This is a genomic window from Streptacidiphilus jeojiense (assembly GCF_000719095.1).
Lineage (GTDB): Bacteria > Actinomycetota > Actinomycetes > Streptomycetales > Streptomycetaceae > Streptacidiphilus > Streptacidiphilus jeojiensis.
The window spans coordinates 122,651-137,328 of record NZ_JOEH01000014.1 but is presented as its reverse complement, the minus strand read 5'-3'; the positions used below and the strand labels follow the sequence as shown (position 1 = coordinate 137,328).

Sequence of the window (14,678 nt, the reverse complement as noted above, 5' to 3'; positions counted from 1 at the left end):
GCACAGTCTCGACGGCATGTCGCAATCGCAGCCGCAGCCGCAGCCCGCGAGGTTGGGCGGGACCGAAGCACGGATGCTCGCGCGGTTCTGCGACCTCGTGGTCCCCGGCTCGGTCGAGGTCGGCGCGGTCGACTACATCGAGCGTGCGTTGGAGCGGATGTCGCTGGCCGAGGAGGACGCGGTGCATGCGGCGATCGGCGTCGCCGCCGGCGCGCCGACGCCGGAGCGCATGGTCGACACCGAGGCGTTCGAGACACTGCGCGCTCTGGCCGTCGAGGCCTACTACGGCGACTACCTGGCGCCGGGCCGTCCCGGACCCGGCGGGCACGCCGCCATCGGCTTCGACCCGCCGGCGGCCCGGCGGCTGCGCAAGGACTGGGGGTTCCTGGACGCGTCCGCGCGGCCGCAGGTCGGCGGCGGTCGTGGCAGCGGGCTCGACGACGACGGCGGCGGCGACCGGGCTGCGGTGGTCGTCGTCGGATCGGGCGCGGGCGGTGGCCTGATCGCCGCCGAACTCGGCGCCCTCGGCCACGACGTGCTGCTGGTCGAGGCGGGCGGACTGCACCAGGCCGACTCGTACACCCGCTTCGAGCTGGAGGCGCGGGACCGGCTGTGGTGGCCCGCGCGGTTCGCGGTGGACCCGGACGATCCGGCCGGGCAGGTCGCGCTGCTGGCCGGCCGGTGCGTCGGAGGCTCGACGGTGATCAACACCAAGGTCGCTATGCGGGCCCACCCCGAGGACATCGCCAAGTTCCACGCCCGCACCGGACTGCTGGGCCCGCACGGGCGCCCCTTCGCCCCGGCCGACCTCCAGCCCTGGTACGAGCGGGTCGAGTCCTGGCTCGGCGTCCGTCCCCGCTCCGACTGGACCCCCAGCGTGCACCGGGTCGGGCGCGGACTCGCCGCGCTCGGCGCGTCCTGGCAGCCGGTGGACTCGTACACCGACCACAACTGCACCCGCTGCGGCGCCTGCCTGACCGGCTGCCCCAGCAACGCGGGGAAGTCCGCGCTCAACACGTTCATCGCCCCGGCCCTGGGGCGCGGCAGCATCCGGCTGCGGACCGGCACGCTGGTGGACCGGGTCCTCATCGACCGCTCCGGCGGCCGGGCCAGGGCCGTCGGCGTCGCCGTGACCGGCCCCGACGGCGGCAGCGGCACCATCGCGGCCGACACCGTCGTCCTCGCCGCGGGCGCCCTGAACACCCCTCAGATCCTGCTCCGCAGCCCGGAGTTCACCGAACTCGACAGCCCCTCCAGCAGACTGGCGGGCCGCACGCTGGGCCTGCACCCGGCCCGGCTGGTGTACGGGCTCTTCGACGAGGACCAGGACTGCCACATGGTCTACCCGATCAGCGCGCACACCCTGGACCACCAGCGCGACTCCGACGGCGGCTTCGTGATCGAGGGCACCACCATCCAGGACCCGGTGTCCTTCGCCCAGTCCCTGGTGGACGACGGCGCCCGGCCGCTGTGGGGCGCCGAACTCACCGCGACCGTGGCGGCGTACCGGCGCTGGGCCGGGCTGCTGGTGATGGCCACCGACGAGAACACCGGCACGGTGGATCTGGACCCGCGCGGCCACGCCGTGGTCACCAAGCGCTTCTCGGCGACCGAACGCCACCGGCTGGACCGGGCACTCGACTTCGCGGTCGCGGCGCTGCGGGCAGCCGGAGCCCGCGCGGTGGTCAGGAGCAGTCTCTCCAGCTCGCACGTCCAGGGCAGCGTGCCGATGGGCGACGACCCGGACCGTTCAGCCGTCGACGGCAACGGACAGGTGCGCGGCGTCACCGGACTCTACGTCGGCGACGCCTCGCTGATCCCGGCGTCGCTGTCGGTCAACCCCTCCCTGACCGTCATGGCGCTCGCCGCCAGGGTCGCCGACCACCTCGCGAAGGAGCTGCCACGGTGAACGCCCCGCCCCGCACGCCCCGAACGCTCCGTGCCAGGCCGGTGGACGCGCTGCTCACCATCCTCCGGGAGGAGGGCGTCGACCGGATCTTCGGCAATCCCGGCACCACCGAACTCCCTTTCACCGACGCCCTGGTCGACGCACCCGACCTGCGCTACGTACTTGCGCTGCAGGAGGCCTCGGCGGTCGCGATGGCCGACGGCTACGCCCGGGCCACCGGCCGGACCGCGTTCGTCAGCCTGCATGTCGCGGCCGGACTCGCCAACGGCCTGATCGGCATGATCAACGCCAGCCGATCGCGGACCCCGATGGTGGTCACCGCCGGCCAGCAGGACCGCCGCCACCTGGTGCAGGACCCGATGCTCAGCGGGGACCTGGTGGCCATGGCCGCATCGGTGGCCAAGTCCGCCGTCGAGGTGCACCGCGCCGCCGACCTGCCGATCGTGCTGCGGCGCGCCTTCGCACTGGCCGCACAGCCCCCGGCCGGACCGGTCTTCGTGTCGATCCCGATGGACCTGCTGGCCGAGCAGGATCCCGTCGACCTGCCCGGGCGGTCGACCAGGACCCCGCAGGGCCCGGCCACCGGGCTCGCCGACGCCGCTGCGGTGCTGGCGGGCGCCCGGCATCCGGTGATCGTGGCGGGCGACGGAGTCGGGCGCGACGGCGCGGTGGCGGAACTGGTCCAGGTCGCCGAACGGCTCGGGGCCACCGTCTACCACCAGCCGATGAACGACGGGATCGACTTCCCCGGCCGCCATTCCCTCTACGCGGGCATGCTCCCGCCGCGCAACGCCGCCGTCCGCGAACTGCTGCGCCCGCACGACGCGCTGCTCATCGTGGGCTGCCGGGCCTTCATGCCGCACCACTACTCATCGGGGCCAGCCATCCCGGACGGGCTGACGGTCGTTCAACTCGACGCCGACCCGCAGGAGATCGGCCGCAACTTCGCCGTCCGGCTGGGGCTTGCCGGGGCCCTCGCGCCCTCGCTGGCAGGACTCGCCGAGGAACTGCGGGCGCGACCGGTGCGCGCGGCGGCGGACCGGACCGCCAGGCTCGGCGCGGTGCACACCGCGCGACGCGACGCCCTCGACCGGGACGCCCTGGCCCGCTACGGATCCGCCCCGCTCGACCCGCTGGCCGCCGTGCACGCCCTCGCGGCCGGCCTGCCACCGGACACCGTCGTCGTCGAGGAGGCCATCACGGCCGGTCTGCAGCTGCGCACCGTGCTGCGCCAGGACCGGCCGCGGTCCTACGTCCACACCGTCGGCGGCGGCCTGGGCTGGGGCATCGGTGCGGCCGTCGGCACCCGCCTCGGCGCACCACGGCGACCGGTGGCCGCGGTGCTCGGGGACGGGTGCGCCATGTTCGGGGTGCAGGGCCTGTGGAGCGCGGCCCGCTACCGGGTCCCGGTGGCGTTCTTCGTCATGAACAACAGCGAGTACCGCACCCTGAAGGAGACCCTGGACGCCCAGCAGAGCCGGTCCACCGCCGCCCGCGCCTACGTGGGCCTGGATCTGGATCTGGATCCAGGGCCGGGGGAGGTTCCGACCGTCGGTCGGCTCGACTGGTCCCACGCCGCCAGGTTCTTCGGCATCCAGGCCGTGCGCGTCGACAGCGCCGCGCAGCTGCGCGAACTCGCCGCGACCGTCGGCGAACTGGACGCACCACTGCTGGTCGACGTCCCCGTCACCAGCCACTCCGAGGAGCACCGCTACCCCGGTGCGGACCGTTCCCTTTTCTCCCGGCGCGGGCGATGATCCTGACATGGACGAGCACCGTGCCGTCGACCCGCAGCCCCCGGAGCCCCGCGCCGCCGTACCGAAATCGGTGCTGGCCCGCGGGCTGCTGCTGCTCGACGCGTTCGGTCCGAGCGACGCCGAGCTCACCCTCGCCGAACTGTCCGCCCGCACCGGCCTGGCCAAACCGACCGCGCACCGGCTGCTGGCCCAGTTGGTCGCCTGGGGCGGCGTCGAACGCGGCACCCGCGGCGGCTACCGGCTCAGCCTGAGCCTGTTCGTGCTCGGCCAGCGCGCCCCGCGTCAGCGCAGCCTGCGCGAAGCGGCCCTGCCGTACCTGGAGGACCTCTACGAGGCCACCCATGAGAACGTCCACCTCGCGGTCCAGGACGGCACGGACACCCTGTTCCTGGACAAGGTGTCCGGCCGGCGGTCGACGCCGATCGTCTCCCGGGTCGGCAGCCGACTGCCCGCGCACTGCACCGCGACCGGGAAGCTCTTCCTCGCGCTGGGCCCGCCCGAGCACCTGCGCCGCGCGGTGCAGGCGGGGCTGGCCCGACTGACCCCGCGCACCATCATCACTCCGGGCATGCTCCGGGCCGACCTGGCCAGAACCCTCGACCGCGGCTACGGGCTCAACCGCGAGGAGTCGGAGGTCGGGGTGACCGCCGTGGCGGCACCGATCTTCGACCACCGGCGCCGGGTGATCGCTGCGGTGTCGATCACCGGCGGCTCGCACCGCCTCGACCTGGAACGCCTCGCCCCGGCCGTGCGCACCGCCGCGCTGTCGCTCTCACGGGAGCTGGTCCGAGAGAGCACCCATGGCCGCCTCACCCTGGACGAAGGCGACCGGAACCGATCCGTCGGAGGGGCGGCATACTCTGAGTCCCGTCCGCACTTTCTGGGAGCGTCATGACGAGTAGGTTCACCGAGTTGGTCATCGACTGCCACGATCCGGAGCGGCTCGCGGCGTTCTGGTGCGAGGTCCTGGACTTCAAGGTGATCGACCGCAGCGGGGACATGGTCGAGATCGGGTCCTGGGTGCCGACCGTGGAGGATGTGAGGGCCAGTCAGATGCCGCCCACCCTGCTGTTCATCCCGGTGCCCGAGGGCAGAACCGTGAAGAACCGGCTGCACCTCGACGTCAGCCCGATCGACGGCAGCACCGAGGCCGAGGTGACCAGGCTGATCGGTCTCGGTGCCACCAGGGCGGACGTGGGCCAGGGACCCGACCGGAGCTGGGTGGTCATGGCCGACCCCGAGGGCAACGAGTTCTGCGTCCTTCGCCCCCTGCCGCCGCAGGGCTAGTCGGCGTTCTTCGTGGCCGGCTTGAGCAGAGTGACGTCGCGTGTGTACTCCTGGAAGCCGATGCCTTCGTACAGTGGCAGCGCGCCGCTGTCCGGAGTGCCGACGCACACGACGGTCGCCTCGACGGCGCCGGCCTGCTTGGCGAGCAGCATCCCCTGCAGCATCGCGGCCTGGGCGAGCCCGAGCCGCCGATGCTCCCGATGCGTCCCGACGGGCTCGAACTCGACCGCCCGATTCAGCTCGTCGAGCCATCCGATCGCCGAGGCGGCCATCGTCCCGTCGGGTGCCTCGACCACCACATGCAGGTCCGGCCGGTAAGTGGCCGTCCCCTGCAGCCCCTGGTACATCTCGACCGTCGTCGACGACGGCCACCAGGCCTGGACGTGGGCCTGCGCCGCGGCGTCGTGCCCGACCTCCGCAGCGGTCCGCAGCCGGTACCCCTCGGGCAGCGTCGGCGTGTCGATGTCGTCGAGCTTGCGGATGTTCTGCCGGGTCCAGTCGTTCTCGGCCTCCGGATCCGGCGGGTACCCGTGCGCCGCCCACCGCGCCAGGCCGTACGCGTCGTTGCTCTGCATGATCACCCGGCGGTCGACGTCGGTGGGCGTGATGCTCTCGAACCACGCGATGACCTCGTCGACCAGTTCCTGGTGGTCCGGGTGCACCTGGAAGGCCAGCGAGATGTCGGTGACGTCCTTCTCGGTCCCGTCGGCACGTACGACATGGAACGGCAGCTGCGCCCAGCCCCATGCCACCAGCCGGCCCTCGGCGTCGAACCACAGCCGCTTCGGCCAGGAGCTGCGCCAGGCCAGGTGGCCCTTGCCCCAGATCCACGCGAGCTCGCCGAAGGACGCGTCGGGGTTGATGAACTTGGGGTGGCTGGCGACGATGCGCTGGGCCAGGCCCTGCATGAGGACGACGTCCTCCGGGGTTACCAGATCGTGTGCGTCAGAGGTGGTCACGATCGGCCACCATGGCACCCGCCCCCCGCTCGTGCAATGCATTTACAGCGGGGCGAGGCGGCCTTGGTGGACGCGGGTCCCTGCCTGCTTGAGGCGGTGCAGGACCGGGACGACGTCGACCTGGGTGATGGCGGGCAGGACGCCGACCTTGTCGGTGACGTAGGTGTAGAGGTCGTCCATGGTCCGGCAGGTGACGGTGACCAGGAGGTTCGCCGAGCCGGTGACGGCGGCGGCGAACGTGGTCTCGGGATGGCGGGACAGTGCCTCCCCGGTGGCCCTGAGCCCGCCCGGGTTGACGGTGAGCCACAGGTAGGCGGTGGCGTGGAAACCGAAGCGGGCGTAGGCGAGGTCGACGGCCAGACGTAGCGCCCGTCCGTCGAGCAGTTCCTCCAGGCGCGATGAGACCCGGGTCTTGGACCAGCCGGTGGCGCGGGCCAGGTCGACCACGCCGGTGCGACCGTCCCGTGCCAGCTCCGCCAGCAGCGGGGCGTCGGCCTCGGCGAGGACTCCCGGGCGCGAACCGGGTTCGGGCGGTGCCGGGGCGTCGTCGCGTTGGTGCAGCAGAGCGGTCTCGGCGGGGGTGAGGGGTTCGTCGAAGGCACGCCACTTGGCGTCGGCGCCCAGGTGCATGTGCAGCACGGCGTAGGCGTGGAAGCCCAGGACCTTGCTGGTGCGGGGGAGTCGGTGCAGGACCGAGCCCTGGGTGTGGGCGGGGTCGCTGCGGGTCTGGCAGACGATCTCGGAGCCGCCGGAGGTGACGCTGACGTAGGCGGTGTCCTCGCGGGCGGCCAGGGCGTCGGCCAGGGCATCGGCGGCGTCGGGCCGGCACTGGACCCGGACGAACCAGGTCTGCTCGCGCGAGCCGCCGGGCCCGGGCAGCGCGCGGACCCGGACCGCGCCGTCGGCGACCAGGGCGCGGTAGCGGCGTGCCGCGGTCTGTTCCGAGACGCCGGTGACCTGCGCGATACGGCGGAACGACGCCCGTCCGTCCTGCAGGAGGCACTGCACGATGCGCCGGTCGATCTGATCCATGGTGGAAGTATAGGCACGCCCATGGAACTCTCCTGGATGTTCAGACGGGTTTTGCCGTGGTTCGCTGTCGGATCTTCCGGTCGGACAGCACAGTGGTGACACAAGGCCCGCCGGCGCCTCTGCCGAGGCGATCGGCACCCGGCATCCCATCTGTCTTCTGCAAGGAGTTCGCGATGAGCGACGCACTTCCCGGCGGCACCCTGCGCCTGTCCGACACCCTGACCGTGACCCGTGTCGGCTACGGCGCGCTCCAACTGGCCGGTCCGATGGCCTACGGTCCGCCGCGCGACCAGGACGAGGCACTGGCCGTGCTGCGCGCGGTGGTGGAATCGGGGATCACGCATCTGGATACCAGTGACTACTACGGCCCGCACATGGTGAACGGGCTCATCCACGAGGCCCTGCACCCCTACCGCGAGAGCCTGCACATCGCCACCAAGGTCGGGGCGCGGCGCACCCCGGACCGCGGGTGGCCGGCGGCGCTGTCACGCCCGGAGCTGGTGCAGGCGGTGCACGACAACCTGGACCACCTCGGCCTGGAGGCGCTGGACCTGGTCAACCTGCGCATGACCGACACCCTGGCGGCCGCGGACATCGTCGAGCCCTTCGCCGTGCTGGCCGAACTGCGCGAGCAGGGCCTGATCCGCAATCTGGGCGTCAGCAACGTCAGCGCGGAGCAGGTCCGCACGGCCCAGCAGATCGCGCCGGTGGTCGCGGTGCAGAACCACTACAACATCGCCTTCCGCAAGGACGACGCCCTGGTGGACTGGTGCGCCGAGCAGGGCATCGCGTTCGTGCCGTTCTGGCCGCTGGGCGGCTTCCGACCCTTGCAGGCCGAGGCCCTGGAGCAGGTCGCGGCCGACCTCGGCGCCACCCCGCGGCAGATCGCGCTGGCATGGCTGCTGCACCGATCCGCCACGATGCTGCTCATCCCGGGCACCGCCACCCGGGCCCACCTCGCGCAGAACATCGCCGCCGCCACGATCGAGCTGCCCGAGCAGGCGCTGCGCACCCTGGACGCCATCGCCGACACGGCCCACTGACCCGCTGTTCTCTCCTTCCTCCCCTCACTCTCGTGGAGTTCGTTGCCATGTCGTATCCGCCCGCCCGTCACCGCACGCTGGTCCTGACCGGGAGCCTGCGCACAGGCTCCGTCACCAGCCAGATCGCCCAGGCCGCCCTGGCCCGGAGCCGCCCCGGGCACGAGGTCGTCCTCGCCGCCGGCCTGGGCCTGCTGCCGCTGTTCAACGAGGACCTGGAGACCGAGCCCGCGCTGCCCGCCGTGGCGGCGCTGCGGGCCCAGGTCGCCTCCGCGGACAGCCTGCTGGCGCTGAGTCCGGTCTACAACGCCGGCATCTCGGCCGCGCTGAAGAACGCCCTGGACTGGCTCTCCCGTCCCCGCGACGCCAGCCCGCTGATCGGCAAACGGGCCACCGGCCTGGTGGTCGGCTACTCCTCCCACGGCGCCGAGGACCATCTGGAGGCCGTGCTGAAGGCCGTCGGCGCCCACACCGTCGTGGCCTCGACCACAGTGCTCAACCTGCGCACCCTGGACGTGCACCGCGCCGCCCACGACCCGCTGGTCGAGGCCGCCGTGGGCCAGGCCCTGGACGCGCTGCACGCTCCCGATCCGGTCGTGGGTCGCCGCTGATGACGCGGCCGAACGTCGCGTACGCAACCCTGGCTGAATTCAGGATGCCGTGAACTATGGGCTCGCCTCCCGACCCTCACAGCGCTGCCTGGGCCGACGGCTCCGGGCTGGGCAGGTCGTGCTGAGAGGCGTGGGGCTCCGCAGCCGGGCGGGCGCCGGTGCGGGTGGCGCCGATGCCGGCGACCACGACGAGGGCGACACCGGCAGCGGACGCCGGGCCGGGGATCTGGCCGAGCACCAGCAGGCCGACCAGGAGCGCGATGGCCGGCTCCAGGCTCATCAGCGTGCCGAAGGCGGAGGTGGCCAGGCGACGCAGGGCCAGGAATTCGAGGACGAAGGGCAGGACGGCGCTCAGGGCGGCCAGCCCCAGCATCACTGCCAGCAGCTGCCAGGTGAGGTGTCCCAGCGCGGAGGGCGCCGCGGCGAAGAGGCCGATGAGACCGGCCACGGGCAGCGAGACCGCCAGCCCGTTGAGGCCGGTGACCCGGTCGCCCACGTGCTGCGTCAGCATGATGTACGCCGCCCAGCAGGCCGCCGCGGCCAGGGCGAACCCGGCACCGGCCGCATCGATGCCGCCGTGCCAGGGTTCGGTCAGCGCCAGGACGCCGAACCCTGCCATGGCGGTCCAGCGCACACGGCCGCTGCCCGGGCCGAACAGGGACACGGCCAGCGGGCCGAGGAACTCCAGCGCGCTGGCGGTGCCGAGCGGCAGCCGGTCGATGGCCTGCATGAAGAACACCATCATGCCCGCACTCACCACACCGAGCAGCGCGCAGGCCCGCAGGTCGCGCGCGGTGAAGTCGCGCAGGCGGGGCCGTACCAGGACCCACACCAGAGCGCCGGCCCACGCCAGCCGCAGGCCCGAGGTGCCCAGGGCTCCGAGCCGATCGACCACCGGCATCGACAGCGCCAGCCCGAGCTGGACGGTGGACATGGACGCCACCGCCATCAGCGCCCCGATGGTGGACGACGTGGGAAGACGCGGACGCGTGCGGTGCTCCAGCAGGCTCATGAACCCCAGTACACGACGCCGAACCGTTCGTGTCCACGTGCCGATCATGAACAATCCGTTCGGGAAAGCTGCACAATGGCCGGATGGAGACACGACGTCTGCGGATGCTGCTGGACCTGTCCCGGCTGGGATCGATGCGCGCGGTGGCCGACGTCCAGGGCACGACCACCTCGACGGTCTCGCAGCAGATCGCCGCTCTGGCGGACGACATGGGCACAGCGCTGGTCGAGCCGGACGGGCGCCGGGTCCGGCTGACCCCGGCGGGCCGTCGGCTCGCCGAGCACGCGGTGACGATCCTCGCCGCCGTCGAGGCGGCACGCCACGACCTCGCCCCCGAGGGCGAGCCCAACGGCACCCTGCGCGTCGCCGGCTACGCCACGGCCATCCGCGCCCACCTGCTGCCCGTCGTCACCGCACTGGCAGCCAGCCACCCCCGGGTCCACGTCCTGATCCGCGAACACGAACCGGCCGAGGCGCTGCAGCTGCTGGCCGAGGACGGCACGGACCTGGCCCTGACCTACGACTACAACCTGGCGCCGGCGACCGAGAACCCCGCTGTGCACACCACCACCCTGTGGACGGCGCGCTGGGGCCTGGGCGTCCCCGCATCGGCTGACGCATCGACCGACGCAGCCGACGTCCGGCAGCGGACGACGCTGGAGGTCTTCGCCCGGTTCGCCGGGGAGGACTGGATCGTCAACTCCCGCAACACCGCCGACGAGACCGTGATCCGCACCCTGGCCTCGATGGCGGGCTTCACCCCGCGCATCACCCATCAGGCCGACAGCCTCGACCTCGTTCAGGGCATGATCACCGCCGGACTCGGTGTTGGGCTGCTGCCGTGCGGCACCCGCACGGTTTCCGCGGTGCGGTTCGTCCCGCTGGCCGGCCCCGACGTCGAACTGCGTGCCTACGCCGTCGCCCGACACGGCCACCGGGACTGGCCTCCGCTGGCCCTGGTCAACGACCTGCTGCGGCAGCGATCACTAGGATGACCGGATGAGCGCCGAACACCGCACCGTGCCCGCACGCGTCGCCACCCCCGCAGATGTCGAGAACATCGTCGAGACCATGACCACGGCGTTCTTCCACGACCCGCTGTGGGGCCCGGCCTTCCCCGACGAGGAGCAGCGTACGGTGCAGGCGGCCGAGATGTGGCGGCTCTACGTCACGTCCGCCCTGCGCTACCCGTGGACGCTGGTGACACCGGACGCGGGGGCCGCGGCCGTGTGGATCCCGCCGGGCGGGTCCGAGCTGACCCCGGCCGAGGAGAGCGGCCTGGACGACCTGCTGACCCGGGCCGCCGGCACCGAGGCGGCCCAGGCGATCCGGGTGATCTACGACCAGCTCGAAGCGGCGCACCCGGAGGAGGAGTGCTTCTACCTCACCCTCCTGGGTGTCCACGACCGGGACCGCGGCAAGGGGCTGGGGATGGGCCTGCTGGCCGAGAGCCTGAACCGGATCGACGCGCTCGGCGCCCCCGCCTACCTGGAATCGTCCAACCCGGCCAACCTCGGCCGGTACGAGAGCGTCGGCTTCACCGCCCGGGACGAGATCACCGTCGCCACCGGTCATGTCGTCACCACCATGTGGCGCCCGGCGCGCTGACGAGGTCGGGCGCCGGAGCCGCGTCCCCCCGGTGCGGTCAGCGCAGGGAGCCGTCGAAGAGGTCGACCTTGATCCGCGCCTGCGGGGCGGCCGGCGCCGCGAGCTCCTGCTGCAGCCGTACCTCGGGGGCCAGTGCGACCACGATCACCGAGAGGGTGATGAACGCGACGATGCCCACCGCGACCGGGAAGACGAACTGGTCCACCGGCACCCCGCCGGCCGGTGTCGCACCCGTGCCGAAGCGCACGGAGACAGCCAGCATCGCGGTGTAGTGCATCGCGCACACCGCGACGCCCGCGACCAGCGCGGAGGCGAAACTCGCCCAGGCCCGGCTGATGTTGAGCGTCATCCAGAGCGCGGCGGTGGCGGCGAACACGGCGATGGCCACCGAGGCGGCGACGATCCAGAGGTTGTACTCGACGGAGCCGCCGAGCTCCATCGCGGCCATGCCCATGTAGTGCATCGCGGCGACGCCGAGCCCGGTCAGGGTGCCACCCAGGTACAGGGCGAGGCTGGAGTCGGGCCAGTAGCCGACGCAGCAGACGCCGAAGCCGACCACCACGATCGCCACCAGCAGGCTGAGCAGGGTCAGCCGCAGGTCGTAGGTGATCGACATATTGGTGACGGTGAAGCCCATCATCGCGATGAAGTGCATGGCCCAGATCCCGCCGCCGATGCAGCCGGAGGCGAGCAGCAGCCAGCCGATCCGACGTCGCCGAGGCAGCGTCAGGGCCCGTGCGGTGCACCGGAGTCCGATCACCGCGCCGAGGCAGGCGACCAGGTACGCCAGTGCCGGGTTCAGCCAGCCGTAGGTGAATCCGTCCATGTGGGCCACGGGCTGTCGTCCGTTCGTCGGGGGTAGGGGGGTGGACCACGGCCTGAGGGATGGCTGTGCCACAGGTTCTGGACATGCGTGGTTTGAACACGCGTCTGCCGCAGGCGATTTGCCACCCGCGCAACGTTGATGAGCATAGATCATTAACCTTTCAACTTCTGACCGGGATTGTGAAGCATCTGGAAGGATGTCGGGAATGGGCGGAGCGGGCCGCCCCGGCGTTCGGGGCGGCCCGCTCCGGCGCTGGTCAGCTGGCCTTCACCAGCCAGGCGGTGGCGTTGAGGGCGAGGGCGGCGTTGGTGGCGGTGCTGTCGTCCCAGCCGTCGTAGAGGGTGTTGCCGGACTGGCCGGTGCCGTCGTCGACGTCCGAGCTGTCGCCCCAGATGGCGACCCGGCCGCTGCCGAAGCCGCTGGTGACGAAGAAGGCGCCGGTGTTGCCGCTGTAGCCGCTGCGGTAGAGCAGGCCCTTGACGGCGGAGTTGTCGGCGGGCTTGAGGGTGAAGGTGGTGCCGTTGTAGAAGTCGCTGCCGGTGACCGTGCCGAAGCTGCCGTGCAGGACGGTGTTGGTGCTGTCGGTGATGGCCTTCGGAGTGCCGGTGGCGATGTTCAGCAGGTCGACCGAGAAGCCGAACGGGTCGGTGCTGTCCACCGAGTTGGTGGTCATCAGGTCGTTGATGATGGCGGGGGAGTCGTAGCCGTCGTTGTTGCGGTCGCTGCCGGTGTGGTCGGAGATCAGGAACAGGCCGCCGCCGGCCTGGACGAACTTCATGATCGCGGTCTTCTCGGCGGTGGTGAACTTGGTGTTGGGCTCGTCGATCACCAGGGTGTCGAAGTTGGACAGGTCGAGGGTGGCGCTGGTGCCGTAGGTCAGCGCGCTGGTGTTGGTCTTGAGGCTGTAGGAGCCGGTCTTCTGCAGGGCGACACCCCAGGCGGAGAGAGCGCCGGTCCAGCTCTTCTCGGTGGTGGGGTTGGCGTTCTGGGCGAGCGGGTCGGGCATGCTGGTGCTGATGATCCAGTCCGCGTTGCCCGCGGTCTCGGCGTGGGCGTCGTCGAAGAGCACCCGGTGCGTGGTGGCCGCGTGGGCGGTGCCCTGGTGCGTCACCAGGGTGGCCAGCAGGGCCGCGCAGGCCGCCGCGACGGCGCACGTGGCCCGTCCGAACGTTCGCTGAGCTGCAGTCATGCTCGATCTCCTCCGGGGGAGTTGACTACGCGCGTAGTTTGACGCGCGTAGATGAGTATCCGGAGGTTGCGCGGCCGGAGGAAGTCCCCGCGTGTTACGGGACGTTGTGCATTTCATGGACATGACCGAACAGCCTGTCCGCTCAGCGGAGCACCGGCAGCCCCCAGGGGGCCTGTCCGGGGGTTCCTGGCGGCCAGTCAGTGTGCGGCATCCCGTGGGCCGTGCCAGTCCAGGCACAGGACGGTGGCGTCGTCCTGGAGTTGGCCGTTGCCGGCGGCCGTGACTGCGGCGGCGAGTGCGCGGACGACCTCGCGCGGGTGTTCAGCGGCGGACTCGCTGATCAGGTGGGGAAGGTCGACGGTCTGCGTCCGGCGTTCCTGCATGCCGTCGGTGTACAGCACGAGGCGGTCACCCGGGCGCAGGTCGAGGTCCTGAACCGGGTAGGGGGTCGGTACGTCGATGCCGAAGGGCAGGCTGACGTGGAGTTGGAGCTCCTCGACCGTGCCCTTGCGCAGCCGTAGCGGCCACGGGTGTCCGGCGTTGACGAGTTGGGCGCTGGAGCCAGGGCTATGCGCAGCAGCAGGCCGGTGGCCAGGGTCTCTCGACCGTGCTCGAGGAGGGCACGGTGGGTCCGGCGGGCCTGTTCGGCCAGGTCGGCGCCGGCACGGCGGGCGCCACGGGAGGCGTTGACCAGGAGGGTGGCCATCAGCGAGGCGTTGACGTCATGGCCCATGGCGTCGGTGATGGACAGGTGCAGGGTGTCGCGGTCCAGGGCGTAGTCGTAGGTGTCCCCGGCGATGCTGCCGGCCGGGACCAGGGCGCAGGCCAGGGAGAACTGGGGCGCCTCGCACGCGGGCGCGGTGGGCAGGAGCTGGCGTTGGATCTCCGCGGCCAGGCTCACCGCGGTGGTGCGCTGGCCCCAGTGGTAGAGGTCGGTGAAGCGGCGGTCGGTGACGACGATGTACGCCAACGCGTGTGCGGCCTCTTCGACCTGCTCCAGTATGTCCTGGGTGACCTGGGGAAGGGACAGCTCCAGGACGCCGATGGTGTCGCCGCGGTTGGTGACCGGGGCGATCACCCGCTGTCCCTGCTCTCCGGCGGGCGCCCGGACCAGCCTCTGGGTGCGCAGGACCTGGTCGTAGAGGCTGCCGGCCAGGAGGATCTGGTCGGACGCCTGCCGCTGTCGCCCGACTGCGTCCTCGTTGAACCGCACCAGGCGTTGGCCGACGAGGTCGACGAACAGGAACGAGACGTACCGCGCACCGAACCGGTCGCGAAGATTGCGCGCCACGACGTCGAGGGAGGCCACCGGCGCCGCAGCCTCCGCGGCCGACAACACCGCGGCCAGTTCGATCCGCTCATGCGCCACCTGGGCCTCCCCGTCTCAGCTGGGGTAACCCAATCAAACGCACCGGCAGGTACTCAAGCTCTGCTGCCGCAGAATATTG

General features: G+C 71.8%; 13 protein-coding genes and 1 pseudogene. 8 read left to right on the top strand and 6 right to left on the bottom strand.

Annotation, left to right across the window (positions count from 1 at the left end; translation table 11 throughout):
• The first annotated feature begins 16 nt into the window (after positions 1-16).
• The 4 genes from IF29_RS0119750 to IF29_RS0119735 are packed head-to-tail and all read left to right on the top strand — an operon-like array spanning position 17 to position 4,953.
• Positions 17-1,909 carry a GMC family oxidoreductase N-terminal domain-containing protein gene (locus tag IF29_RS0119750; protein WP_084714601.1) on the top strand — a complete coding sequence of 631 codons (1,893 nt, stop codon included), beginning with the start codon at positions 17-19 and terminating at the stop codon, positions 1,907-1,909.
• Positions 1,906-3,666 (top strand): thiamine pyrophosphate-binding protein, encoded by a 1,761-nt coding sequence (locus IF29_RS0119745; RefSeq protein WP_051725532.1) that lies wholly within the window; start codon positions 1,906-1,908, stop codon positions 3,664-3,666. Before IF29_RS0119750 ends, IF29_RS0119745 begins: the two co-directional genes overlap by 4 nt.
• Positions 3,667-3,673: 7 nt before the next feature.
• Positions 3,674-4,561, top strand: a complete 888-nt coding sequence (locus tag IF29_RS0119740) for an IclR family transcriptional regulator (RefSeq protein ID WP_084714599.1) — start codon at positions 3,674-3,676, stop codon at positions 4,559-4,561.
• Complete coding sequence (locus IF29_RS0119735) at positions 4,558-4,953, top strand: VOC family protein (RefSeq protein ID WP_030256560.1); 396 nt, start codon at positions 4,558-4,560, stop codon at positions 4,951-4,953. The genes IF29_RS0119740 and IF29_RS0119735 overlap by 4 nt, the downstream gene beginning before the upstream one ends.
• Here IF29_RS0119735 and IF29_RS0119730 read toward each other — a convergent pair.
• Both IF29_RS0119730 and IF29_RS0119725 read right to left on the bottom strand, forming a co-directional pair.
• A complete protein-coding gene (locus IF29_RS0119730; protein ID WP_030256558.1) occupies positions 4,950-5,912 on the bottom strand; it encodes a GNAT family N-acetyltransferase in 963 nt (320 codons plus the stop codon). The two genes, IF29_RS0119735 and IF29_RS0119730, sit on opposite strands and share 4 nt — an antisense overlap.
• Positions 5,913-5,954: 42 nt before the next feature.
• Positions 5,955-6,944 (bottom strand): Lrp/AsnC family transcriptional regulator, encoded by a 990-nt coding sequence (locus IF29_RS0119725; RefSeq protein ID WP_030256555.1) that lies wholly within the window; start codon positions 6,942-6,944, stop codon positions 5,955-5,957.
• 173 nt (positions 6,945-7,117) lie between these two features.
• On the opposite strand from IF29_RS0119725, the gene IF29_RS0119720 reads away from it, so the two are divergent.
• Both IF29_RS0119720 and IF29_RS0119715 read left to right on the top strand, forming a co-directional pair.
• Positions 7,118-7,987, top strand: coding sequence for an oxidoreductase (locus tag IF29_RS0119720; RefSeq protein ID WP_030256553.1), 870 nt, complete (start codon positions 7,118-7,120; stop codon positions 7,985-7,987).
• A gap of 47 nt (positions 7,988-8,034) precedes the next feature.
• On the top strand, positions 8,035-8,595 hold the full coding sequence (locus tag IF29_RS0119715; RefSeq protein WP_030256551.1) for an NADPH-dependent FMN reductase: 561 nt from the start codon (positions 8,035-8,037) through the stop codon (positions 8,593-8,595).
• Positions 8,596-8,671: 76 nt separating this feature from the next.
• On the opposite strand, the gene IF29_RS0119710 is transcribed toward IF29_RS0119715, so the two are convergent.
• Entirely contained in the window at positions 8,672-9,607 is a 936-nt protein-coding gene (locus IF29_RS0119710) for an EamA family transporter (protein WP_084714595.1), read from the bottom strand.
• 83 nt (positions 9,608-9,690) lie between these two features.
• Between IF29_RS0119710 and IF29_RS0119705 the strand changes: the two genes are divergently transcribed.
• A complete protein-coding gene (locus tag IF29_RS0119705; protein WP_030256546.1) occupies positions 9,691-10,602 on the top strand; it encodes a LysR family transcriptional regulator in 912 nt (303 codons plus the stop codon).
• 4 nt (positions 10,603-10,606) lie between these two features.
• Positions 10,607-11,215: a GNAT family N-acetyltransferase gene (locus IF29_RS0119700; RefSeq protein WP_030256543.1), complete on the top strand. Its 609-nt coding sequence runs from the start codon at positions 10,607-10,609 to the stop codon at positions 11,213-11,215.
• Positions 11,216-11,252: 37 nt separating this feature from the next.
• Here IF29_RS0119700 and IF29_RS0119695 read toward each other — a convergent pair whose 3' ends face one another.
• The 3 genes and pseudogenes from IF29_RS0119695 to IF29_RS42190 all read right to left on the bottom strand — a co-directional run bounded on the left by IF29_RS0119695 (position 11,253) and on the right by IF29_RS42190 (position 14,599).
• Positions 11,253-12,041 (bottom strand): MHYT domain-containing protein, encoded by a 789-nt coding sequence (locus IF29_RS0119695; protein WP_030256541.1) that lies wholly within the window; start codon positions 12,039-12,041, stop codon positions 11,253-11,255.
• Positions 12,042-12,297: 256 nt separating this feature from the next.
• Positions 12,298-13,230, bottom strand: a complete 933-nt coding sequence (locus IF29_RS0119690; RefSeq protein WP_030256538.1) for a motility-associated ABC transporter substrate-binding family protein — start codon at positions 13,228-13,230, stop codon at positions 12,298-12,300.
• Positions 13,231-13,427: 197 nt separating this feature from the next.
• Positions 13,428-14,599: pseudogene (locus IF29_RS42190) on the bottom strand (PP2C family protein-serine/threonine phosphatase).
• Positions 14,600-14,678 lie beyond the last annotated feature (79 nt).